At 66.4% G+C, this 22798-nt stretch carries 20 protein-coding genes; 10 read left to right on the top strand and 10 right to left on the bottom strand.

Going from position 1 to position 22798, the window contains the following annotated elements:
* Nucleotides 1–333: 333 nt before the first annotated feature.
* On the top strand, nucleotides 334–1005 hold the full coding sequence (locus NA8_RS21350) for a DUF3159 domain-containing protein (RefSeq protein WP_169810536.1): 672 nt from the start codon (nucleotides 334–336) through the stop codon (nucleotides 1003–1005).
* Here the strand turns inward: NA8_RS21350 and NA8_RS21345 are convergent.
* Nucleotides 957–2117, bottom strand: a complete 1161-nt coding sequence (locus tag NA8_RS21345; RefSeq protein ID WP_157106820.1) for a hypothetical protein — start codon at nucleotides 2115–2117, stop codon at nucleotides 957–959. The genes NA8_RS21350 and NA8_RS21345 overlap by 49 nt on opposite strands.
* A gap of 288 nt (nucleotides 2118–2405) precedes the next feature.
* Between NA8_RS21345 and NA8_RS21340 the strand changes: the two genes are divergently transcribed.
* The 3 genes from NA8_RS21340 (at nucleotide 2406) to NA8_RS21330 (ending at nucleotide 6732) form a co-directional block, all read left to right on the top strand.
* Nucleotides 2406–3605 (top strand): serine hydrolase domain-containing protein, encoded by a 1200-nt coding sequence (locus NA8_RS21340; RefSeq protein ID WP_084466969.1) that lies wholly within the window; start codon nucleotides 2406–2408, stop codon nucleotides 3603–3605.
* A 442-nt stretch (nucleotides 3606–4047) separates the two neighbouring features.
* Nucleotides 4048–5256, top strand: coding sequence for a cytochrome P450 family protein (locus NA8_RS21335; protein WP_169810535.1), 1209 nt, complete (start codon nucleotides 4048–4050; stop codon nucleotides 5254–5256).
* Nucleotides 5257–5490: 234 nt separating this feature from the next.
* Entirely contained in the window at nucleotides 5491–6732 is a 1242-nt protein-coding gene (locus tag NA8_RS21330; RefSeq protein WP_084466967.1) for an AraC family transcriptional regulator, read from the top strand.
* Nucleotides 6733–6901: 169 nt separating this feature from the next.
* Here NA8_RS21330 and NA8_RS21325 read toward each other — a convergent pair whose 3' ends face one another.
* From NA8_RS21325 to rplN, 4 genes are read right to left on the bottom strand one after another with little or no spacing between them, the layout of a single operon-like run.
* A complete protein-coding gene (locus NA8_RS21325; protein ID WP_014981705.1) occupies nucleotides 6902–7087 on the bottom strand; it encodes a type Z 30S ribosomal protein S14 in 186 nt (61 codons plus the stop codon).
* 4 nt (nucleotides 7088–7091) lie between these two features.
* Nucleotides 7092–7655, bottom strand: coding sequence for a 50S ribosomal protein L5 (gene rplE, locus NA8_RS21320; protein ID WP_040864866.1), 564 nt, complete (start codon nucleotides 7653–7655; stop codon nucleotides 7092–7094).
* 1 nt (nucleotide 7656) lies between these two features.
* Complete coding sequence (rplX, locus tag NA8_RS21315) at nucleotides 7657–7974, bottom strand: 50S ribosomal protein L24 (RefSeq protein WP_040864865.1); 318 nt, start codon at nucleotides 7972–7974, stop codon at nucleotides 7657–7659.
* 1 nt (nucleotide 7975) lies between these two features.
* Nucleotides 7976–8344: a 50S ribosomal protein L14 gene (rplN, locus tag NA8_RS21310; RefSeq protein ID WP_039795505.1), complete on the bottom strand. Its 369-nt coding sequence runs from the start codon at nucleotides 8342–8344 to the stop codon at nucleotides 7976–7978.
* Between the two features lie 338 nt (nucleotides 8345–8682).
* Between rplN and NA8_RS21305 the strand changes: the two genes are divergently transcribed.
* On the top strand, nucleotides 8683–10731 hold the full coding sequence (locus NA8_RS21305) for a M13 family metallopeptidase (RefSeq protein WP_245663934.1): 2049 nt from the start codon (nucleotides 8683–8685) through the stop codon (nucleotides 10729–10731).
* 119 nt (nucleotides 10732–10850) lie between these two features.
* Here NA8_RS21305 and NA8_RS21300 read toward each other — a convergent pair whose 3' ends face one another.
* Nucleotides 10851–11546 carry a TetR/AcrR family transcriptional regulator gene (locus tag NA8_RS21300; protein WP_084466966.1) on the bottom strand — a complete coding sequence of 232 codons (696 nt, stop codon included), beginning with the start codon at nucleotides 11544–11546 and terminating at the stop codon, nucleotides 10851–10853.
* A gap of 316 nt (nucleotides 11547–11862) precedes the next feature.
* Between NA8_RS21300 and NA8_RS34570 the strand changes: the two genes are divergently transcribed.
* The 3 genes from NA8_RS34570 (at nucleotide 11863) to NA8_RS21290 (ending at nucleotide 13189) form a co-directional block, all read left to right on the top strand.
* The gene (locus NA8_RS34570) at nucleotides 11863–12252 is read left to right on the top strand and encodes a hypothetical protein (RefSeq protein WP_174550116.1); all 390 of its coding nucleotides are present in this window, start codon (nucleotides 11863–11865) and stop codon (nucleotides 12250–12252) included.
* Nucleotides 12249–12638 (top strand): cupin domain-containing protein, encoded by a 390-nt coding sequence (locus tag NA8_RS21295; RefSeq protein ID WP_063052133.1) that lies wholly within the window; start codon nucleotides 12249–12251, stop codon nucleotides 12636–12638. The genes NA8_RS34570 and NA8_RS21295 overlap by 4 nt, the downstream gene beginning before the upstream one ends.
* Nucleotides 12639–12748: 110 nt before the next feature.
* Nucleotides 12749–13189: a nuclear transport factor 2 family protein gene (locus NA8_RS21290; RefSeq protein WP_063052132.1), complete on the top strand. Its 441-nt coding sequence runs from the start codon at nucleotides 12749–12751 to the stop codon at nucleotides 13187–13189.
* On the opposite strand, the gene NA8_RS21285 is transcribed toward NA8_RS21290, so the two are convergent.
* Together NA8_RS21285 and NA8_RS21280 are read right to left on the bottom strand one after the other, a co-directional pair.
* Nucleotides 13138–14256, bottom strand: coding sequence for an MAB_1171c family putative transporter (locus NA8_RS21285; RefSeq protein WP_063052131.1), 1119 nt, complete (start codon nucleotides 14254–14256; stop codon nucleotides 13138–13140). The genes NA8_RS21290 and NA8_RS21285 overlap by 52 nt on opposite strands.
* A 69-nt stretch (nucleotides 14257–14325) precedes the next feature.
* Nucleotides 14326–16116 carry an MFS transporter gene (locus NA8_RS21280; protein ID WP_157106819.1) on the bottom strand — a complete coding sequence of 597 codons (1791 nt, stop codon included), beginning with the start codon at nucleotides 16114–16116 and terminating at the stop codon, nucleotides 14326–14328.
* Between the two features lie 160 nt (nucleotides 16117–16276).
* On the opposite strand from NA8_RS21280, the gene NA8_RS21275 reads away from it, so the two are divergent.
* Nucleotides 16277–17257, top strand: a complete 981-nt coding sequence (locus NA8_RS21275) for an ABC transporter substrate-binding protein (protein ID WP_063052130.1) — start codon at nucleotides 16277–16279, stop codon at nucleotides 17255–17257.
* 37 nt (nucleotides 17258–17294) lie between these two features.
* Nucleotides 17295–17942, top strand: coding sequence for a hypothetical protein (locus NA8_RS21270; RefSeq protein ID WP_174550115.1), 648 nt, complete (start codon nucleotides 17295–17297; stop codon nucleotides 17940–17942).
* 144 nt (nucleotides 17943–18086) lie between these two features.
* Here the strand turns inward: NA8_RS21270 and NA8_RS21265 are convergent, their stop codons facing one another.
* Together NA8_RS21265 and NA8_RS21260 are read right to left on the bottom strand one after the other, a co-directional pair.
* The gene (locus NA8_RS21265; RefSeq protein WP_063052128.1) at nucleotides 18087–21590 is read right to left on the bottom strand and encodes a non-ribosomal peptide synthetase; all 3504 of its coding nucleotides are present in this window, start codon (nucleotides 21588–21590) and stop codon (nucleotides 18087–18089) included.
* A gap of 82 nt (nucleotides 21591–21672) precedes the next feature.
* The gene (locus NA8_RS21260) at nucleotides 21673–22746 is read right to left on the bottom strand and encodes an MAB_1171c family putative transporter (protein WP_063052127.1); all 1074 of its coding nucleotides are present in this window, start codon (nucleotides 22744–22746) and stop codon (nucleotides 21673–21675) included.
* Nucleotides 22747–22798 lie beyond the last annotated feature (52 nt).

Here is a 22798-nt window from a genome sequence, read left to right as displayed (position 1 = left end):
ATATGACAGGTTACTTGCATAATAATCGGGCGGCGGCCAGGATGAATCGCGACTCCGCAGTGGCACGTTCCGCGCTCCTCCGCAGGCCCCCAATGGATGGTCGATCATGCATTTCACGAAGTATTCACTCGGAAGTCCTTCAAAATCGCGCACCAGAGTGCAGACCGCGGCCGTGCGATCGCCCTCGACTCGCTGGCGTCGATCGCGATGCTCGCGTGTGTCGGGTGAATGCCCGCCGGGGTCGCCAGCGAAGCCTGGCAGCGGTGCGCCCGGTCCGCGCAGACTGCCGGTCGTATGGTGATCGCGGCTCTTCGTGCGGCGGGGGCAGTCCGCGTGGCGCGACTGCGTATCGGATTCGCCGCGCTGATCACGTCGCCTGAGGTGTCGCTGTCGGATGTCGTCCCTGGTAAACGTGGTCTGCTGGACGTGGCGTCGCCGCATCTGCTGTATGGCGTGGCGTATGCCGTGACTCAGGATGTTCCGGTTTCGGTGTGGTCGGCATTGATCTGGGGTGGTGGCCTGGTATCAGCTCGGATGATCTTCGGGCAGCCCAAACGGCAAGCCGTCGGCGGACTCGCACTCGTAGTGTTGTCGGGGCTGCTGGCCCTCACGACGGGCCGCGGTGTCGACTTCTATCTGCCGCACATGCTGCGCGGCATGGTATGGGGAGTGCTTCTGCTGCTCTCGCTGCTGGGACGCCGCCCTCTTGTCGGTGTGCTCGTCGGGCCGGTGGTCGGCGGGACGGCCTGGCGTCAGGACCGGAACTTGCTGCGGGCTTATCGGCAGTGCACCGCCGTCTGGGCGGCCATAATCGGCTTACGGACGGCGGTGCACATACCGCTGTACTTCGCGAACAATGTGGTCGCTCTCGGGATCGCGCACCTACTCGCAGGAGTTCCGCTGTTCACCGTCATGGTGTGTGTCAACCTGCGGATTTTGCGCCGCGGCTATGCCGCTTACCGAGCCGGGCAGCCCGCGGCCTCTACTTCGGCCTTGGACGCGTAACGAATCTCGGGGTAATACGGCCCCATGCTCGACTTCGGGTCCGCGGGATCAGCGTTCTGTATCGAGTGCCGAAAATCTTTGGTAGGCAGCATATTCCGCATGATCAGCAGGTCCGATCCGGAGTCGTTGGGCAGCCATCCGATGCCGCAGCCGCCGGTGGTGTTCGCTGGTCGCTCGTTCGAGGGCGACACAACGATGGTGTAGAAGCCGTCGGTATCCACAGCCGTCTCGTCGTCGACGACGCATGCGGCAACGGCGGTCGAGACGGGGTTGTTGCTGCACAGCGACCAGTACCGCACTTGCCCCGAGCCCATTATCGACTGCTTCTGGTACGTAGCCGGGGTGGTCGGCAGCTTTCCCCGGATCACCGCCACTCGGCCCGGTTGGAGGAGGGTGGCCAGGTACTTGTTGTCCGGGTTGGGGTAGTAGCCGCCGCCTGCGGCCGGTTTCCAGTCCGATTCGTGCGGTGATGTCCTTCGGGCGGGCAGTCGAACCGGTCCGGGCGGATACAGAGCGTGTGGGTCGTGGATCGTGTTCTCAGCGGTACAGTCGGACAGTTCGTGCTCCACACCATCGGGCAGAGCGAAGGCGAGGCGGGGCAGTCCGGTGCCGCCCGTGGAATCGAGCCCCGCGTCAGGCCGGTAGACCCGGTAGGCGACGGGGACAATGCCCGTGACCTCACCCAAGTAGAGGGTGTTGGCCTCCGGCTGCGGAGGCGGGGCGCCCACTACGACGCGAACGGTGTACTCGCGCGCCGAGGCATCGCGATCGGCGCCGCTGCCAAACGGGTTGACGCTGCCGCCATCCGCGGTGATGACCTGATCATTGAGCGCTGCAACTACCTCTCTCTTGGAGTAAGCCGTAAACGACATGTACCGCGCATGGGGAAAGGCGCCACGGATGGTCAGGCTCGCCCCAGGAATCGCCGGCAGGATAGTCGTCCAATAGTTTGCGAATGTGTCCGGGAAGGCGGCGTTGACCGTGCCTGCACCGATCCGCGGGCTCCAGCCGCATGCAAGGTTATCCGCGGCACTACTGTCGGGAGCGGCAGGAGCGGGGGCAGGCCCCATCGCAGCCGGTACGGCCGTCGCGCATCCCAGGAGCGCCACCAAAACCGCCGACCGTACACCAGGGCGCCGACTCGGCGACACGCTTTCGACCCAGATGTCAGCAAGGCGCTTTAGTATTTTCAAGACAACTCTCCCTTGTAGATCGACACATCGGCACATTTTCCTATCGTATAGGCAAGTACCTTGTCTATACTATCAAGGGCGGGCCTGGTCGCGGGCCAGCCCAGGCAGCCTCGTGCGTAAGAGCGAGGCTCATGCGCCCCTGGCCCGCCGTTGATTGGAGTTGTCACGTGCGTCGGACAGATGAAACGAAGGATCGAGAACTGAGCCATGGATTTCGTGCGATACCGGCTTCTCCAGATAGGTAGCCCGCCGGCCGAGTCAACCGGCCGGTCGTCATCGGCGCGGTGGCGGCGTGTGGTCGCCGCGGCTTTCGCCGCCTTCGTTGCGGCGGCCTGCTCCGCGCCTCCCACATCATCTGATGTTTCTCCGGAGGCAACGGATGCCGAAGCGGTCTTCCCTGGTTCGGGATGGGAGCGGGTGAACCCCACCGACGCAGGTTTCGACCCTGTGGTGTTGTCTACCCTCGTTTCCGAGGCGGCGGCAGCCGGCTCGTCGTGTCTGGCGGTTGTGCGCGATGGCAAGATCGTGGTCGATGAGCACGGGCCGGGTCCGGATATGCATCCTCGAGAAGCGTTCTCGGTGACCAAGTCGTTGACCGGGCTTCTGGTCGGTGTCGCGGTGAGGCGTGCGGAGTTGTCTTTGTCCGACAGAGTTGCCGACTACATACCGCAGTGGCGTGATACGCCCTCGGCGGGGGTGACGATAGAACATCTCCTCACCAACACATCGGGTCGGCAATGGGATGCTGCAATCGACTACGGGGAGATGGCAGCAAGGGCGGCGGACAAGTCGGCGTTCGCGATCGGCCTCGGCCAAGACGCCGCGCCAGGGACCGAGTGGATATACAACAACTCGGCGGTGCAGGTGCTTGCGAAGGTCATACAGACAGCAACCGGGGTGCATCCATCCGACTACGCGCAGCAGCACATCTTCGGCCCACTCGGGATGGACGCTTCCCGACTCGGCCGGGATCTCTCGGGCGGAGCGATGACGTTCATGGGCCTGAACACGACCTGCCTCGACCTTGCTCGCCTCGGAGTCTTCATGCTTAACAATGGGAATTGGAAGGGCATGCAGATCGTGGACGCCGACTATATACGGGCCTCGGTTACGCCGAGCACCGACCACAACCGAGGCTACGGGCGCCTGTGGTGGGTGAATGCCGAGGGAGTCGTAGCATCACCCGCGCTCGCCGTCACCGGTCGAGGCGATCGGCAAACCCGTACGGGACCGCTGGTTCCGTCCGCTCCGCGCGACACATTCTGGGCATTGGGTTTCAACAACCAAATCGTCGCCGTGGTGCCTGAAGAAAACGTGGTGGCCGTCCGGCTGGGCCCGAAACCGCCCCCAGCAGCGCCGTTCGGCTTCCAAGAACTCACAACCGGTGTGCTCGAGGCGATCCGATAACTCTTCCACCATCGCCGAATCGGCGCAGAGAAGGGTCGATTTCACGCGCGACATCCTCGGACAGCCGGTGGTATTGCTGCTCGGCCGCAAGTCCATCGGACGCCCCGGCTCGCGGCTCGTGATGAGGGCGCCACACGCCGAGCAGTCCAACTGCCGACACCAGATCGCGCCCGATGTCATACCGCAGGTGCTGCCCTGACAATCAGCGATTGACCTGCTGACTAAAATCGGGAAGGGCGCTGCGGCGGAGATGATCCGCCGCAGCGCCCTTCGTGGTATCGACGTCGTGGCACATCTCGCTCCCATATTCGTTCTTCTGCGTCGCACTTTCGTTGTGAGGCAGCGATTCCCAGATCCGGTGGTTCGGTGCGTCGCTGCGGCCGACACTGGGCGGGCACACGTCGGCCGTATCCGTGTGACCGAACGCACCATGGGAGACATCATGACCGAGCCCGTCGCTCAGCTGCCTACCGCTGGCGAGTTGGTTTTCGATACCTTCGATAGGATCCGGCGGAGTGGACCGATCGTTCCGATCGAGCTGCCCGGCAATGTCGTGGCCTGGTTCGCCGTCAGCCACGAAGCGGTGAGCGAAGTCCTCGCCGGAGACGGCACCGTGTTGAGCAAGAATCCGCGCAACTGTCCTGCGCTGCAGGACGGCACGATTCCAGCCGACTGGCCCTTGCGCGCGCTCACCGATATCGACCACATGATCAACATGGACGGTCAGGATCATCGACGGCTGCGGAAAACGATCAGCCAGGCGTTCACCCCACGCAGGGTCGCCGCGCTCGAGCCCCGAATCCAGCAGATCGCCACCGAGCTCCTCGACGAGATTCCCGACCACAAGACCGAAATCGATCTCGCCTCCAGCTACACCACCCCCCTGCCGGTGCGGGTGATCGGCGAACTGTTCGGTGTGCCGGCGTCCGAACAACAACAATTCCGGATCTGGGCGTCCACGGTCATGTCGCATCTGAGCACCGGCGACGAGATTCAGGCCGCGATGGCGGATATGCTCGGCTACCTCGCCGAACTCCTGGACCGCAAACGGCGCGCACCCGGCGACGACCTCACCTCCGCTCTGCTGGAGGCCAATGAATCGAACGGTTTGACCGACGCCGAACTGGTCAACATGTTGTGGTTGGTGCTCATGGCCGGACACGAAACAACCGTTCACCTGCTCGGCAACGCGGTGGTCACGCTGTGCACCCATCCCGAGCAGCTCGCCAAAGCCCAGGCCGAAGACCGGTGGAGGGACGTCGTGGAGGAGATGCTGCGCTTCCGCTCTTCGGTGGCCGCGATTCTTCCCACTCGGTATGCGCTGCAAGACATCACCATCGCCGGCGTGGACATTCCCGCGGGAGCCATGGTGGGGTGGTATGGCGGCGTCGGGCGGGACCCGGAGCGCTATCCGGACGCCGGTACCTTCGACATCGACCGCGATCACCGAGACCAGCTGGCGTTCGGCCGGGGACCGCATGTCTGCCTCGGCGCTCATCTGGCCCGGCTGGAAAGCCACATCGCGTTGTCCACGCTGTTCAACCGGTTCCCGCGATTGAACCTGGCTGGTGACCCCACCCAGATCTACGGCCCGAATTTCATCACCTGCGGGCCCCTCACACTTCCAGTGCTGCTCGAACCCAGCGCGTAGTGCGGAGTGAATTCGGCACAGCCGGGGAGTTTCGCGCTTTTCGAGGCTCGATGCGGCCGTAGCCGACGGAGTGACGCCCGTGATCGACGCTGCGATCGAGCGTCGGTCACGCCGATCGTTCGCAGCGTTTCCCGCTGATCCCCTTCTCACAGCGGGATATGCCGGACAGCTACAGGCCCTCCCGGGTGATGTTGAATTGTAAGTCCCGACTAACACACCTGCCAAGGCGTCATCATGATGTACACCGAGCTTGTTACGAAAGACATCGACGAGTGGGAAGCACTCAGCGACAGCTTTCTGCCGTCCGAGTCCCGGTATCGTGATCCGCGCAACTGGTGGATCCGTGCCACCGTTCAGGACACTGTTGCTCACACCCTCCTGCGCTTCGACCAACGCAGCGAGCGTCTAGCCTGGCGGACCCCGTCACACACCCGGCAGGGCGGTAAAGACTATTGGTTGGTCGTGCCGCAGCGGGCTGTGGGGGGAGTCAACACCTTTGAAATGAATCACACGGTTATGCGCGTAACTCCCGGTAATGCAATGCTATTGAGCCCAGATCAGCCGTTTCGGTACTACATGCCACGCATGGTGACGAACGCGGTTCGCATACCGCGTGCTGATATCGACAATCGACTGTCGTCCGCCAGACCACCGCAAATGACGCTCGACATGGAATCGGGCCTGGGCCGGATCGTGCAGAGCATGATCCGCGAAACGCACGCCGAGCGATCCGACCTCGCGGACTGGGAATTCAACGCCGTCTGCGATCGAATCACTGAGCTGATCTGCTTGATGCTGCTCGGCGATATGGGCCCGCAACAAAGCCATCTGGCTGAAACGGCCGCAGCCGTTCGACAGTACGTGCGGGAGCACGTCGGTGTCGGGGACTTGCGTCTGCCTGCGGTGGCATCGGCTCTGGGCTGGTCGCCCCGGCAGTTGCGGCTCGCCCTCCAGCAGAGCGGAACTACCTATCGGGACGTGCGGCAGGACGAGGCGCTGCGCGCCGCGCGCGACCTGCTCTCCCAACCGGGAAAGTACATGACTGTCAGCGAGGTGGCCGCACGTTGCGGTTTCACGCAAACCTGGTTCTCCCAGGCGTTCAAGGCACGCTACGGCGAAACGCCCCGAGATTTCCAGAGGCGCCGATCGAGGGAACTGACCGATCGACTGGTGTCGGGCCTTGACGGACCTCATCCAGCTGCGCTCGAAACGCACCACGCAGCCGGGGTTCCCCCGGCTGCCGGGCGCCGTTATGCCACGATGCCGCCGCCCGTGTGCTCTCCGACATGGTCGGATCGGGTGGGCACCGCATTGAAGGCCGCCCTCACCGAAGGTGCGCCCTCGCTGGCGGAGGCCGCCCGACTCCTCGAGGTCGGGCCACGGACGCTCCAACGCCGGTTGGCCGACGAAGGAACAACGTGGAGCCGCGAACTGCACCAGGCACGCCGACGGTACCTCGACAACACCACCGCATAGGTCTCGCTGGGCACTCGCGACCCTCAGCTGTGCGGGACGAGCGGGCGCGCCGCGAGCGCGGCCGCGATGAGATAGCAGAGAAACTCCTGGAGACAGCGAGGGCACGGTCTCGGTTGAGTCCGTGCCCTCGCTGTTCGGTTATCCGGGTGCGCTCACCAGGAGCGTCAGCTCACCAGGAGCTCTTGTGCACGCCCGGCAGCTCGCCGCGGTGCGCCATTTCGCGCAGGCACACGCGGCAGAGGCCGAACTTGCGGTAGACCGCGTGGGGGCGGCCGCAGCGCTGGCAGCGGGTGTAGGCGCGGACAGCGAACTTCGGCTTGGCGTTGGCCTTGTTGACCAGTGCTTTCTTTGCCATGTGCTCAGTTCTCCTTGAACGGGAAGCCGAGGTGCTTGAGCAGGGCACGGCCTTCTTCGTTGTTGGTCGCGGTGGTCACCACGGTGATGTCCATACCACGCGGACGGTCGATCCGGTCCACGTCGATTTCGTGGAACATCGACTGCTCGCTCAGGCCGAACGTGTAGTTGCCGTTGCCGTCGAACTGCTTCGGCGACAGGCCGCGGAAGTCGCGGATACGGGGCAGCGCGATGGAGACCAGGCGGTCCAGGAACTCCCACATCCGGTCGCCGCGCAGGGTGACCTTGGCGCCGATCGGCATGCCCTCACGCAGCTTGAACTGCGCGATGGACTTGGTCGCCTTGCGGATCTGCGGCTTCTGACCGGTGATCAGGGCCAGGTCCTCGACGGCGCCGTTGATCAGCTTCGCGTCGCGGGCGGCGTCACCGACACCCATGTTGACGACAACCTTCACCACGCCGGGGATCTGCATCACATTGGCGTAGCCGAATTCCTTGTTCAGCGCGTCTTTGATTTCTTCGCGGTAGCGCTGCTTCAGCCGGGGCTGCACTTTTTCCGTCGTGGTCATATCAGATGTCCTTCCCGTTCTTACGGGAGATCCGGACCCGCTTGCCGCTCTCCTCGTCGGTCCGGTAGCCGATACGGGCCGGCTTGCCGTCGGAGTCGACGACCATCACGTTCGAGACGTGGATGGGGGCTTCCTGGGTCACGATGCCGCCCGAGGAGGCGCCGCGCTGGTTGGCGGAGTTCGCGACGTGCTTCTTGATCCGGTTCACGCCCTCGACGAGGACCCGGTTCTCCTTCGGGTAGGCCTGGATGACCTTGCCCTTGGCGCCCTTGTCCTTGCCCGAGATGACGAGCACGGTGTCACCCTTGTGCACCTTCATGTCAGAGCACCTCCGGAGCCAGCGACACGATCTTCATGAACTTCTTGTCACGCAGCTCGCGGCCGACCGGGCCGAAGATACGAGTGCCGCGCGGGTCGTTGTCCGCCTTGATGAGCACGGCCGCGTTCTCGTCGAACTTGATGTAGGAACCATCGGGACGACGGCGCTCCTTGGTGGTGCGCACGACGACGGCCTTGACGACGTCACCCCGCTTCACGTTGCCGCCGGGGATGGCGTCTTTCACGGTAGCGACGATGATGTCGCCGATACCGGCATAGCGACGCGACGAACCACCGAGAACGCGGATGCAAAGGATTTCCTTCGCGCCCGTGTTGTCGGCGACGCGCAGTCGCGACTCCTGCTGAATCACTTCAGCGTCCTCCTTGACCTGGACGTATGTGCACGCCGGATTGCCGACCCGACGGGCATGGTCGGTTGCCCTCCGGACGCGCGCCTGCCAGCGGTTTTCCTCGATTCGAGCAAGAAACGCGGAACCAACCACTGGGGGTTCACTGCCGGATTGCGGGCATAGCTCCCGCAGGCAACCGGTCTAGTGTATGGGAACCCGCAGGTCGTTCCCAAATCGGACCCACACGGCGGTGCCCCTTTCCCCAATCCCGGCCGGTCCGGCGCCGCGCCGGTAGCCTCGTGTCCTGCAAGGCTGCCTTCGTACATCTGCGGCACCGCCGCGTCGGGGAGAGGATTCTCGTGACATCTACCGGTCGGCCAGCGAAGCTGGATCGTCGTGCCTTCCTGATCGCCCTCGGGGCCGTTCCGGCCGCCGCAGCGCTGGTCGCGTGCTCGGATGACACCGAACCCGCGAGCAGAACGCTCACCGGCGTCGATCTCAGCGGAGTGGACGAGACGATCCGGCCGCAGGACGACCTGTACCGGCACGTCAACGGGAAGTGGCTGCGGGACTACCAGCTGCCGCCGGACAAGGTCAGCTACGGCTCGGGCAGTGAGGCGGGCGAGCGCACCGAACAGCAGTTGCGGGAGATCATCGACGGCATCCGGGATCCGAAACCCGGTTCGGAAGAGCAGCAGATCAAGGACCTCTACGACGCCAGGGTGGACTGGGACGAGATCGAACGGCTCGGCATGACGCCCCTGGCGCCGCTGTTCGCCAAGATCGATGGCGCCGCCACCAAGCCGGACCTGGCGAAGGTGATGGCCGAGTTGCCGCTCGACGGGCTGATCGGGCTCGGCATCGGCGTCGACCGGAAGAACTCGAACGCCTACATCCCTTCGGTCGGGCAGGCCGGACTCGGCCTCGGCGAGCAGTACTACCGGAAGCCGGAGTACGCCGAGGTGCTCGCGCAGTATCGCGTCTTCCTCGAGCGCATCGCCGCGGGCGCGGGGTTCGCCGATCCGGCCGGGATCGCGCAGCGGGTGTTCGACCTGGAAAAGCGGATCGCGCCCGCGCACTGGGACAACGTGCGCAACCGCGACACCGACGCGACGTACAACGTGTACAGCTGGGCCGATATGACCGCCCTGGCTCCGGGCTTCGACTGGGACCCGTGGCTGGCCGGGAACACCGACCGCCCGCGCGAGTTGTTCGCGACGATGGTGGTCAACCAGCCCTCCTACATCACGGCGGCGGGCCAGTTGTGGACCGAAGTGGATATCGCGACCTGGCGGGACTACCTCAAGCTCTACGTGCTGCGTGAGTTCGCGCCCTACCTGCCCAAAGCCGTCAACGACGCGAACTTCGATTTCAAGGGCAGAGTGCTCAACGGGCAGGACGAGCGGCCCGAACGCTGGAAGTACGGGGTTTCGATCGTCGACGACAAGCTCGGCGAGCAACTCGGAAAATTGTATGTGGCCAAGCACTTCCCCCCGGAGGCGAAAGAACGGGCCAAGGAGATGCTCGCCGACGTCGTCGCGGCCTACCGGGAGAATTTCACCAACTCGACCTGGATGTCACCCGCGACCAGGGCGGCCTCGCTGGCGAAACTGGACAAGATCGATCCCAAGATCGGCTACCCGGACAAGTGGGTCGACTACTCCAAGCTCCAGATCACCAGGGGCAAACTGATCGAGTCGTTGCTCGCCATCAACGCTTTCGAGGTCAAGCGTGCGTTCGCGCGACTCGGCACGCCGGTCGACAAGGACGAATGGGGGATGTCGCCGCAGACGGTGAATGCCTACTACTCGTCGAACTCCAATCAGATCGTCTTCCCGGCGGCCTACCTCCAGCCGCCGTTCTTCGACAAGGACGCGCTGCCCGCGGTCAATTTCGGCGCGGTCGGGTCGACCATCGGGCACGAGATCGGCCACGGCTTCGACGACCAGGGCTCCAAGTACGACGGGGACGGCAATCGCCGCGACTGGTGGACGCCCGAGGACCGCGCCGCGTTCGACGCCAAGGCCAAGCAACTGGTCGACCAGTACAACGCGCTCGTGCCGGAGGGGCTGGAACCGAACCAGCACGTCAACGGCGAGCTCACCGTCGGCGAGAACCTCGCCGATCTGCGCGGACTCCAGATCACCTTGGCGGCTTTCCGCATCGCCGAGAAGCGCCGGGGTATCGACAATCCCGACTACCGCACCATGTTCCTGTCCTGGGCCCGCAGCTGGCGGGAGAAGCAAACAAAAGAACTCACCGTCCGCTACCTGAGCATCGACACCCACTCCCCCAACGAATTCCGCTGCAATCAGGTCGTCCGCAATCTCGACGAGTTCTACAAGACCTTCGAGGTGAAGGAAGGCGACAAGCTGTTTCTGCCCGCTGATCAGCGGGTGACGTTCTGAGTCGGCCGGTCGTGTGCGACCGAGCGTGAAGCGAGTTCGAGCCCGCCCTTCGTGGCGGGCTCGAACTGTATGCCGGACCGCGAAGGCGGATTATCCGTAGAGCGCGGTGAATCGGCCGCTCAATGCCTTTCGGAGGAATCACTCGATTTCTGCGGGCGCGTCCGCAGCAGACCATCGATCAGAGCGTCGAGGCCGAGTTCGTAGGTGTCCTGGGCGGCGAGGGACAAGTAGTCGGAGCCGAGGGCGGCCAGGCGGGGATAAGCCTCTGCGTCGAGGTCGGCGAAGACCTGCGCGCGGAAGGTGGGACGGCCCTCCGCGGCCCGGCGTGCGGATCGGGCGCGCACGATGAGATCGCCCGCCGTGTAGCGCCAGACGACGCGGTAGGCCTGGACGGCCCGCGCCGGCGATAGGCCGCCGGCGACGAACCCGTCCACGATGGATTCGGTCACCCACAGCGCGGAGACACCGAGAAGGTCGTCGGCGGCGAGGATCTCGACGACCCACGGGCGCGCGACGAGCGCATCGTGCATGGCCCGCGCCGCGACGCGGACGCGCTGTCGCGGATCCTCCGGCAGATCCGGCCACACCACCTGGTCGGCGTGGTCGTTGAGCAGCAGCCGGAGCAGGTCTTCCTTGTCGCGGACATGGTGGTAGAGCGCCATCGGTGTGCAACCGAGTTCGGTGGCCAGGCGGCGCATGGTCAGCTTCTCCACGCCCTCGGCCTCGATCACCGCGTTGGCCGCCGCGACGATGTCCCCGCGGGAGATGCGCGCGGGTCGGCCGGTGCGCTGAGGCTGCGACGACGAGCTCGGCATGGGTCCATCTTCGCCCATCCACCGAACCGGGTGTGGACACGGGGCAACCCGTGCGGTTAGTTTTTATACATGTATAAAAACTACGTGGGCGGCCGGGCGTGGCGTTGACGGCGGTGGCCGTCGCGCAGTTCACGGTCGCGTTGGACCTCGCGGTGGTGAACGTCGCGCTGCCCGCCATCCGGGGAGATCTGGGCTTCGCGCCGGTCGATCTGGCCTGGGTGGCCACCTCGCCGACGTCCTCGGCCCCTCACTGCTGGGCGGCTTCGGCCTCGGACTGTGCCTGGCCCCGGCGGCCGCCGCGGCGACCATGGGCGTCGTGCCCCATGAAGCGGGCATGGCCTCCGGCGTCTTCAACAGCGCGCGCCAGCTCGGCGGCTGCGTCGGCGTGGCCGCGCTCGCCACCATCGCGGCCACGAGAACCGGGAACAGCACAGCGCCCGCGGCTCTGAACGATGGTTACGCCCTGGCGCTCTGCTGCGCGGCGGGACTGTTCGCCCTGGCGAGCATCGTCGCCGCGACCGTGCTGCCTGCGACGCGCCGCACGATCCGAACGACGCGGAGAGGGAGAAGGCCGCGGAACTCTCCGCCACGCGCACCTGAAGACGCCTCGTCAGGCTCGATGGACACGTCGACGGCAGCACGATACCTCGAAACCGAAGAGCCGAAAACTATCCCCACCCATCACATCGAAAGGGACACAACATGAACCAGAACTCGATCGACTTGTTCCGCCGAGCGATCAATTTCGGCAGTGACGGTTCGGTAGCGGCCGGTGAACGCCGGATGGCCACCGGCGACGGCGACTGGCAGCTCGCGGCCTTCCACGTCGAATCCGACGCCGACGTGCACGCCGACCACTGGGAAGTCCATCCCGGCAGTGACGAAGCGGTGTGCTGCCTGACCGGCGCGCTGCGCCTGTATCTGCGACCGGAGCACGCGGGTGAGGACGAGACGATGGTCCGTCTCACTTCTGGCACCGCCTTCGTGGTCCCTAGAAACCGCTGGCATCGCATCGAACTCGATGAACCGTCCGACATCATGTCCATCGGGCTGCGCCACGACAGCCGTCAGGACCCTGTCGCCGCGCAGTGATCCGTCCTTCGGTTCCCGTGCCGCGGCGCGTGTGCGGGAACCGCCTCGGCGGTCATCGCGACGTCCGAATACCGCCGGTCCCGCCCGCTCGCGGCGGTCAGACTGGCCGCATGACGCCATCGACGACCGACCCGATGACCGTACTGACCGGAATGTACGCGGCCGAAGCGGAATACCTGGCGGCCGGCGGGCCGGGCAACGCCTCGTTCGACCTGCTCGCGCCGTTCTTCCATCCATCGGTGGTCCTCCGTCAAGCCGAGAACCTGCCCTACGGCGGGATCTGGCGCGGTCACGATGGCATGGAACGGTTCTTCCGCGCGATGAGCGCCACGTGGGAGGCATTCGAGATGCTCGAACAGCGTTTTCTCCCGGCCGCCGAGACCGTCGTGGTGCATACCGAAGTCCACGCTCGCGCTCGCGCGACGGGCCGCGAACTCGCTTTCCCGATCCTGCAGACGATCACCTTCGCCGACGGCCGCATCGCCGAGGTGCGGCCCTTCTATTGGGATACCGCGGCAGTGGTGGCCGTCTGTAACGCATCGGACCGGTAGTCGACGGCCGCAACAGCCTCCGGCCATGCACGGGCCAATTCGAGCAGAAACCGGAATTCCGCCGCACGATCGCGTGCCTCCGCCTGCGCTACGCCCGCGGCGGTGGGGGCCGAAGCCGGGGCGCTACCACCGCGCTTGGCTCGCACGGCCAGCGCGACCTGGAGCGCGTAGCGACGCGCGTCGGTGTAGGTCCCGGCGGGAGAGCCGGGCGCATATGGTTTCAGGTGCAGCAGCGCGTCCCAGATCTCGACGGTCATCCGATAGAGCCTGGACGTGGCTTCCCTCGGGGCGGAAAGGTCTTCGGCCAGGACGACTTCCGGCACCACGGCGGTGAGATCCCGCCACAGCGGCCGCAGCCTGCGGCAGGCGCGCCCGGCGCGATCCAGGCCCGCCCGCGCCAGCAGCGCCGTGACCAGGGGGATCATGGTGAACAGGGTGATGGCGGAGAACATGAGGACCGCCGCGACAGCCCACGCCTTTCCCGGCTCGCTCGGCGGCGTACCGGCGAGCGCGCGACCGACCATGATCGTCATCGAGATAAACCAGTAGATCGCGAACGCGAGCAACATCGCGAAAGTGAGCTTCTCCCTGATCGAAACGCCTCGGGAGCGCAGTTCGCGAACGCAGGCACGAGCGAAAAACAACGCACAGAAGCCCCCGGGAAGCCCCGACAGCGTCCATACGACTTCGACATAGTCGATCCGCCACGCCCACCGCAGGATCGGTGTGGCGACGATCAGCGAAACGGCGACAGCGACCGCCATCGCATCGTATCGCCGCTGACGCCGGTGAACGGCCGCCGTGTCGGCGCCGTCGACGAGCCTGGCCAGCCCGTAGAAGCTGGCGAGTGCCATGAGACCACCGCAGAGGTAGACGCGCGGCCCGATATCGGGACTATCCAACGCGATGGCCACCTCGTACAGCAGCAGACCTACGAGGTTCCAGCTGAAGGTGCGGTTGATCAGCCGATCGGTGGCCGTCTCGTCGACGAGCAGCCACCGCCCCGCGGTCATGAGCGCGACGAAGACGACAACCGACAGCACCACCGGAGTCGGAACAGCGTTCATCTCGATCGACGGTATGTCCTCGCGCGGCGCGAGGCCAGCCCGGCGCGAACCCGTTGCGCCGATCTCCGATCAGCGGACGGGTACCGCGGCGCTCACGTCCTCCGACATCGGTGCGGCCTCGGCGAGTTCGGCCGCCTCGTCGTAGACGTATTTCGCACCGATGAACCAGGACGCCACGGCGGCCAGGAACATCATCACGGCGGCCGAGACGAACACCACGACCAATCCGGAATGGAACGGACCGGTGAGCAGATGGGGGAAGAACTCCTGACCGGTGAGGGTTTGCGCGTCGACGCCCGGCTTGCCGAGTTCCCCCGTGGGACCGAGCAACTCCTGGATCGGGTTGTAGCCGAGGAACGCGGCGAACATGCTGGCCACCGGCGGCATCGCGGCCAGTTCGGCGGCGGCCCCCGCCGAGACGCCCTGCGCGCGCAGCCCGGAGTCCAGCGCCGACGGCAGGTTCGCCGCCAACCCGACCACCATCAGGGAGAAGAAGATTCCCATCGACAGCGCGTTGCCGCCGTTGAAGAGGGTGCCGCGCATGCCGGAGGCCGCGCCGCGCTGGGCGGCGGGGACGCTGGACATGATGGCGGCGGTGTTCGGCGAGAAGAACAAACCGCTGCCGATGCCGTTGAGCAGGGTGATCAGCGCGAACAGCCGATAGTCGAAGTCCACCGGGATGATCAGCAGCAGCAGGAACGTCGCGCCGGTCAGCAACGCGCCTCCGGTGGTGAACAGTCGGGGCCCGTAGCGATCGGACAACCAGCCCGAAATCGGTCCGGCGGCGAGGAATCCGATGGTCAGCGGCAACAGGTAGATGCCCGCCCACAGCGGGGTGGACTCGAAGTCGTACCCGTGCAGGGGGAGCCAGATGCCCTGCAACCAGATGATCAGCATGAACTGCATGCCGCCGCGTCCGATCGAGACCATCAGATTGGCGAAATTGCCGAGCCCGAAGGCGCGGTGCCGGAACAGTCCCAGATGGAACATCGGGTCGGCGACGCGAATCTCCACCACGCAGAACACCGCGAGCAGCACGATGCCGCCCAGCACCGCGGAAAGCACCCACGGGCTGGTCCAGCCGGTGGCGTGGCCGCCGTAGGGCTGGATGCCGTAGGTGATGCCGGTCAGCAGCGCGGTGAGGCCGAGGCCGAAGGTGATGGTGCCCGCCCAGTCCAGCGTGCCCGCGGTCCGGATGCCGACCTCGTGTAGCGAGCGGTAGGACCAGACCGCCCCGAGGACGGCGATCGGGACGCTGACCCAGAACACCGCGCGCCAATCCCATTCCGAGAGCACGCCGCCGATGAGCAGGCCGAAGAACGAACCGGCCACCGCCGCGACCATGTTGATACCGAGCGCGGTGCCACGCTGACCGGCCGGGAAGGCGTCGGTGAGGATCGCCGAGGAGTTGGCGGTCAGCATCGCGCCGCCGACACCCTGGACGACCCGCCAGACGATGATCCACATCGCACCGGCGCCCCCGTGCCACGGATCGAACGACAGCGCGACCGCCGACAGCGCGAAGATGGTGAAGCCGAGGTTGTAGACCCGCACCCGGCCGAAGATGTCGCCGAGCCGCCCGAACATCACCACCAGCACGGCGGTGGCGAGCAGGTAACCCATCAGCATCCACAGCAGGTATCCGACGTTGCCCGCCTCGAGCGGGTTGAGCCCGACACCGCGGAAGATCGCGGGCAGCGAGATCAGCACGATCGATGAGTTGACGGCCGTGAGCAGGACACCGAGCGTGGTGTTGGTCAGAACGATCCACTTGTAGCGCGGATGATCCCGGTCGTAGCGCAACCGGCGCCGGATGGTCCGGACATCGCCCGGATCGACTTCGATGGATGGATTCGTCACGGCAGCCCCTCACCAGATAGTTACCACCGCGAACTATATAGTTAGCCGATGTAACCATCAACCGAAGAGTCCCCGCATGCCCCTCGCAGGACGCGCCGATACCCGCCGCAGAGCAAGATAGGTTAGCCTTGGCTGATTTGCTTTGAAGGAAGGTGCGACGATGAAGCTCGTTCGGACGCGCGGCCGTTGGCCGCGGGCGGCGCTGACTCTGATGGCGGGAGTTCTCGTCCTCACCGTCGCCGCGTGCGGATCCTCGGAGGACGACTCGGCGTCCGGCGGCGAAAAGGTGACCATCACCCACGCCCGTGGCGAGACCACCGTCGAAGGCACCCCGAAGAAGATCGTCGCCCTCGGCAACCAGTGGCTGGACACCACGCTCGCGCTCGGTGTCGTCCCGGTCGGATACCTCGACAATGTCGCGGTGGCGTCCAAGAGCACGCCGCCGTGGGAGCCCAAGAGTCTCGAATCCGCGAAGGCGCTCACCACCACCGGGAATATCGCCGAACAGGTCGCGACCCTGGAGCCGGACCTGATTCTGGTCGACCCGTTCATCGCCGACCAGAAGACCTACGACGAACTGTCCCGTGTCGCGCCGACGCTGCCCGCTCTGAGCAAAGAGTCGGTGGCGCCCTGGCAGGACCAGGTCACCGCCCTCGGCAAGGTGCTGCACAAGGCGGACGAGGCGAGCAAGGTGATTGCGAAGGTGGACGACAAGATCGCCGCCATCGCCGCGGCGAACCCCGGCCTGAAGGGCAAGACGTTCGCCAGTACCTGGCTGGCCGGCCCGGCACAGCTGATGGTGTTGACCGACCCCGACGACGGGTCGTCGAAGGTGTTCACCCAACTGGGTCTCGGCATCCCGAAGAACCTCACCGACTTGCCCGCCAACCAGGGCAGGCTGGCCCTGTCCCCGGAACGGATCGACGCGCTGACCGCCGATCTGTTGCTGGCCGGCTACGCTCCGGGCCTGGACGAGAAGTACCGGCAGCTACCGGGATACGCCGACCTGCCCGCGGTCGAGAAGGGTTCGGTCGTCTTCCTCACCACCCAGGAGATCAGCGCCGTGAACACGCCCACGGCGCTCTCGGTGCCCTACATCCTGGACAAGCTGGAACCCGCCTTCGCCGCCGCGGCGAAATAGGCGACGCGCCCGTCAGCTCGATCCGATAAGCGGAGATATGCGATCTTTGCCCGCCGCCACATATCCACAGCAGACCAGATTCGCGTTCCGGCGCGGCGTCACCTGCCTGACCGGTACGGCGGGAGCGGTGCTGACCGATCCGCCGCGCGAGGAGAAGCTGACCGGCCTGGCAGCCGGTCAGCTCCGCGCGCTGGAAACATTGACCCGCGGGCCGGCGGCCCTGTCGGAGATGACCACGGGCGGTGACGATGTCGCCGGACTGATGGGCAGGCTCGCCGACGATGGCTGGCTGTCGATCACGATGCGGGACGGCGGACGCGACCTCTACACCATCCGCCCGTTCACGCGCTCCGCGCCGCGACCGAGCACCCCGCTCTCCTGGTCGGCGACGCTGTCGAAATTCGCCGTCCTGCATCGCGACTCGGAAGGCTTCGTGCTCGAGCACCCACGGGCGTGGTGCGATCTGCGCATCCACGACCCGCGGCTGCTGGCGTTGCTCGACGGGCTCGGCGCGGCCGACGCCGACGTGCCGATCGCCGTCAAAACACAGTTCGCCGACGACCTGCACTGGTGCGGATTCCTGGTCGCGGACGCGTACACGGAGGACGACGAACTCCCACCAGCGGTAGGCGCCTGCCCGTTCTGTGGTTCCATCTCCGCGCCACGCTCGGCGAGCACGCCGTGATCCGGAGAGCATTCCGGTCCCGCCACTAGGACCTATCCCTGATATCCGTGCGTACACGCCACCGACGGTAACCGGAATGTAGTCGACTGGCGCGCCGCCCGATCGTCGGACCGTGACCGACTCCGCGGCTCAGCCGGCCCCTCGTTACGTCTGAGCGAGGATCTCCTCGTCCGTCATCGACGCCACCTCCAGATAGAGCCGGGCGACCGCGGGCAGCCTGCCGTCCTTGCCTTCGCGTTCCTGTAGCCGCTCGGCGAACCGCGCGACGGTACGGGTGGCGAACAGGTCCGCGACCAGTGCGTGGTCGGCTTGCAACCACTCGCGTACCCGGGCGATGACAGTGGTGGCGAGCACGGAATCGCCGCCGCGACCGAAGAAGTCGTCGTGCACGCCGATCGCGCCGATCCCCAGCACAGTCGCGACGATATCGGCCAGCGCGGCCTCCACGTCGTCGCGCGGGGCGGTGGCCTGATCCTCCTCGGCCTCCGGTTCGAGGAGGCCGACCACGGCGCGGCGGTCCAATTTGCCGTTGGCGGTCAACGGCATCCGCGCGAGCAATTCGACGCGAGCGGGGACCATGTAGCCGGGCAGCAGATCCGAGACCGCCGCGGTGATGTCGCCGATCTCGGCCACGTCACCCGCGACGGCGGCGACCAGCTTGGGCGCGCCCGCACCGACGACCGCCGCGACCGCGTGCCGCACGCCCGGCACCGCGCGCAGCGCGCTCTCCACCTCGCCCAGCTCCACCCGGTACCCGCGGATCTGGACCTGATGGTCGGCGCGGCCGAGGAATTCGATCGTGCCGTCGGGCCAGTACCTGGCCAGATCACCGGTCCGGTACCAGCGGATACCGTCGTGCTCGACGAAACGCTCCGCGGTCCGCTCCGGGTCGTTGCGGTAGCCCGCGGCGACGCAGACACCGCCGACCCACAGTTCGCCGGGCACCCAATCCGGGCAGTCCCGGCCCGCGGGACCGACGACGCGGCACCTGACATTGCGCAACGGAACGCCGAACGGCACGGTCGCCCAGTGTGCGGGCGGTTCGCCCTTCACCTCGCAGATGGTGGTGTGGATGGAGGTCTCGGTCGCGCCGCCGAGACCGGCGAAGCGGCAACCCGGCACCTGGACCGAGAGCCTGCGGGCCAGATCCGCGCCGACCCAGTCCCCGCCGAGGATGACCGCGCGCAGCGAATCGCCCAGCTGGTCACCGCCGATGTCCAGAATCATGTCCAGCATGCTCGGAACACAGTTGAGGATCGATACCCGATGCGTGCGCAGCAGTTCCACCCACGTGGCCGGATCGGCGCGTTGCTCCGGATCGACGGTCACGACCGATCCGCCCGTCGCGAACAAGCCGAAGATGTCGTAGACGGAGAGGTCGAATTCCAGGGCGGACAGCCCGAGCGCGCGACCTGTGCTGTCGACCTCGAACCATTCGTTCAACGCGTCGATGGTGTTCATCGCGCCGCGGTGCGGAATCTCGACACCCTTCGGCACGCCGGTCGATCCGGATGTGAAGAGCACGTAGGCGATGTCGCCGGTATCCGGGTAGACGGGCGCGGCCAACGGCTGCGGGTAGTCGCGGGCCGCGTCGATGGACAGGCACGCGATCGGCGCCCCCAGGTTCGCGCCCTCGACCGTCAGCGCCGCGGTGATACCGCCGGTACGCAGGATTTCCGCGCGTCGCCCGATCGGCTGATCGAATCCGATCGGGACGTAGGTCGCCCCTGCGGCGAGCACACCGAGCACGGCAAGGACCTGCTCCGGCCCCTTCGGCAGCTGAACCGCGACCGCGTCGCCGGGCTGCACGCCCTCGGCGCGCAAGGCGCCCGCCACGGCCAGCGCCCGGGCGGCCAATTCCCCGTAGTTCCACGCCCCTCGCTCGTCGCCGAGGCCCCACAGCACCGCGGGTGCACCGGGATTCGCCGCCGCGTGCTCGAAGAAGCCCTGGTGCAGGCAACGCCCACTGATCGGGCCGTCGGTGGCGTTCACCGCGGCGCGGACCTCGGCCTGGGCGACCGGCAGCCGCACGGCGGCCTCCGCGTTCCACCCTGCCGCGCCTTCCCCGAGCCGCCCGATGGCCGCGCAGTACCAGGCGAACATGGCGTCGATCAGGCCCTCGGGGAAGGCCGACGCGCGCACGTCCCAGTTCAGCAGCAGCCCACCGCGGACCTCGGTGACCTGCGCGTCGAGCAGCACCTGCGGTCCCTGCGAAATGATCCACACCGGCTCTCCGAAGGTCTCGGTGACCTTGTCGGCGAACAGTTCGCCCAGGTTCAGTGCGCTGGTGTAGACGACCGGGGCCAGCACCGGCTCGCCGCGCTGCCTGCCCAGATCGCGCAGCACCTCGAGCCCGGAATAGGCGGTGTGCGCGCCGCTTTCGTGTATGCCGCGCTGTAGCGCGCGGGCGCGGTCGGTGACCGACATGCTCTCGGTGACGTCGGCCTCGAGCATGATCGAGGAGGTGAAATCGCCGATCACGCGATCGATGTCTGGGTGCACCGGATCACGGTGGAACAGGGGCACATTCAGCAGGAAACGGCTCTGCGCCGACCAGCCGCCGATGGTCTCGGCGAACACCGCCGCCAATGCCATCGCCGGCGTGATGCCGCGCTCGTGCGCGGCGGCGAGCAACCGCTGCTTGGCTTCCGGCGGCAGCCAGTGGTCGTAACGCACGGTGCGATTCGGGTCGGTGCGCTCGCTGACCGGAACGGTCGGAAGCTCCGGCGCTCCCGGTAATTCCGGCATCCGCTCCTGCCACCACTGCCGGTCACGCTCGCGAGCGGTGAGGTCCTCTCGATGCTCGGTGCGGTGGCGACGGTAGGTATAGCCGGGGGCGGGCACCGTCGTCCCGTGGTACAGCTCGGCCAGATCGGAGATCAGCACGCGATAACTCATGGCGTCGCCCGCGAGCATGTCGACATCGAGGTGCAGCCTGCTGTGGTCCGGGTCGCGCAGGGTGAGCGTGACGTCGATGGCCTGGCCGTCTTCGATGGCGAGGCGCTGATGGGTCTTGCGCTCGCGCAGCTCGGTCAAGGCGGCCTCGGTCTGCTCGGGCGACCGATCGCGCAGGTCGACGACGGCGAACACCGGCTTGCCCGGGGCCGTCATGGTCTGCTGGGTGCCATCCGGAAGGAATCTGGTGCGCAGCATCGGATGTGCGGCGACAAGCTCGGCCACCGCGCGCTCGAGTCGCACGGGATCAATGCGGCCGCCGTCGAATTCGACGTACAGGTGCGCGGCGACTCCACCGAGTTCTTGCTCGTCGGAGCGGCCGATCCAGTACGCATGCTGCATGGTGGCCAGGGGGAACGGAGCCGACTCGCCGTCGGCGCCCGCGACCTGTGTCACCGTCTCGACCGGCACCGGATCTGCCGATCGTCCGGCAGCGTCGTTCGCGCCCAGCAGACCGTGCCACGAAGCCACCGTGGGGCTGGCGGCCAACTGAGCGAAGTTGATGTCGGCGCCGCGCTTGCGCCAGCCGCCTGCGAGCTTCATCGTGCGGATCGAGTCCAGCCCGAGTTGGATGAGGTCGTCGTGATCGGCGATGTCCGCGGCGGTGAGGCCGAGTTGACCGGCCACGGCGGCCCGGATCTCCTCCAGGCCGATGTCCACCGTTCCTTCTGCCCGACGCTGTGTCGACTCCATCGCGCTGCCACTCCTTGTCTGCCGCCGGATCCGCGGACCGAGACTGCTGCGGCATAGCTTAGCCGAGCTTAAATAGGTTTGCCTAACCTACATTCGCGCGTGCTTTCGGCCATTCCCGAGCCAATTCGAGTAGCTGCCGCAGACCGTGGGCGCGATCGGGGCTACCGGATGGCAGCGCGGCGAACGGGGCCGTCTGCGCGACCGGTCGGAGCCCGGCGGCTCTGGACCGGACGGCATGGGCGATCCGACGGGCATGATCGCCTGCGTCAGGACCGGAGGCGATCTCGCGTCCCGGCGCCGGGGACGGCATGTAAGGCTTCAAATGCAGGAGGGCGTCCTGGATCTCCACCGTCATCCGATAGAGCCGTGACGCCGCGCCGCTGCCCTCCTGGCTCAAGACGACTTCGGGGACGGCAGCGGTCAGGTCACACCAGAGAGGATGCAGGCGGCGGCAACGCCGGCCTGCTCGATCCAGCCCCGCCCGCACCAACACGGCGGTGAACAGTGGAATCGCCGTAAGTGTCGCGATGACCAGTAGGCAGAAGAACGACGAGACCGCCAGGACATTCCCCGGATGACTCGGCGGCACACCATTCATCGCGCGGACGACAGTGAGGAGCGCCGCCACCGCCCAATACACCGCGAGGAACAGCAGAACCGAATAAGTCAGCTTCTCCTTCGCCGAAAGCGCGGCGGTGCGCAGCTCCCGAATACTGGCCTGCGCCAACAGACACCCGCTGGCCGCCATGGGCAGCTCGGACAGCGTCCACACGATCTCGTCGAGATCGACGTGCAGCACGTCCCGGGCGGCAGGCGAAATCGCCAGCGTCACCGCCGAAGCCACGGCGGCGACGGCGCTGTAGGTCCGCTGCCGTCGCAGTGCCACCTCGGGCCGCGAGCCCACGACCAATTGTGCGAGCACCAAGACGACGGCGGTGGTCATCAATCCGCAGCAGAGGAACAGCCGCTGCCCGAGTACGGGGAATCCCGCCGCGCTGACGGTGACATAGAGCGCGAGGCCACCGACATTCCACGCCCATGCCCGGTTGATCATGCGATCGGTGATGGTGTCCGCGACGAGAAACCATCGCCCGGCCGCGATAGCCGCGACGGCGAGGATGACCGGGAACATGAACCACGCAGGCACAGAATCCATCGCCGTAGACCCTAGTCGCCGCGGCCCGGCGGGCCGATCGCGAGCCGGTCGC

The sequence above is a fragment of the Nocardia arthritidis NBRC 100137 genome (assembly GCF_001612765.1).
GTDB classification, from domain to species: Bacteria; Actinomycetota; Actinomycetes; order Mycobacteriales; family Mycobacteriaceae; genus Nocardia; species Nocardia arthritidis.
This window is presented reverse-complemented; position numbering and strand designations above follow the sequence as displayed.